We start from the raw sequence: 734 nt of genomic DNA, 5'->3' as shown, positions 1-734 counted from the left end.
CCTTGCGAGAGGCAGGAGCGACCCGGCAAGAGATCGCGAATCAATTGGGATTAAGCAAGGTACAAATCAAGAATTGGATCAACCGATATAACCGCAAACAGGCCAAACAGGAAGCAGGAATTTTTCCCAAACCAAAAGGACGTCCGAGAAAAGTTGCTGAACCTGGAGATATAATCGCCGAGCAAGCCTATGAGATCCAGCGGTTGAAGATGGAGAATGAGCTGCTGCGGGATTTTCTGCGGTCCACAGGAAGGAAGTGAGTGCAAAGGCAAAGTATGCCGTGATTTATCGTCACAGGGAGAAGTATTCTGTACTAGTCATGTGCAGGTTCTTTTCGGTATCCAGAAGCGGCTATTACAGCTTTGTAAGGCGACTGAATCGACCTGAGAAAGATGCCTCATTGGCAGAGAAGATCCGAAATCAGCAGGACAAGTGTTTTCATACCTATGGCTACCGTAGAATGTGGCAATGGCTGAAAAACAGTGAAGAAATCATCCATAACCCTAAAACGATCCTGCGTGTCATGAAAAAATACGGCTTATTGTCTGAAATCCGTCGCCGCAGACGTTGGCAGCAGATGGGGCAGCAGCTGCACAAATACCAGAATCTTCTCAATCGGAATTTTCACGCTGAAGCGCCAAACCGCAAATGGGTGACCGACATCTCCTATATTCAAACCAAACAAGGTGTACTGTATCTGTCTATGATCCGTGATTTGTACGACAACAGTATTG

The 734-nt window shown here is 46.6% G+C and carries 2 protein-coding genes; both read left to right on the top strand.

Annotation, left to right across the window (positions count from 1 at the left end; translation table 11 throughout):
- On the top strand, positions 1-260 hold a 260-nt coding region (locus JCM17207_RS08690), incomplete at its 5' end, for a helix-turn-helix domain-containing protein (protein ID WP_238317277.1).
- Positions 261-400: 140 nt separating this feature from the next.
- Positions 401-734, top strand: a 334-nt coding sequence (locus JCM17207_RS08685; RefSeq protein ID WP_238317276.1) for an IS3 family transposase, incomplete at its 3' end; no start/stop codon positions are given.

This window comes from Faecalibacterium gallinarum (assembly GCF_022180365.1).
Classification (GTDB): Bacteria; Bacillota; Clostridia; order Oscillospirales; family Ruminococcaceae; genus Faecalibacterium; species Faecalibacterium gallinarum.
This window is presented reverse-complemented; position numbering and strand designations above follow the sequence as displayed.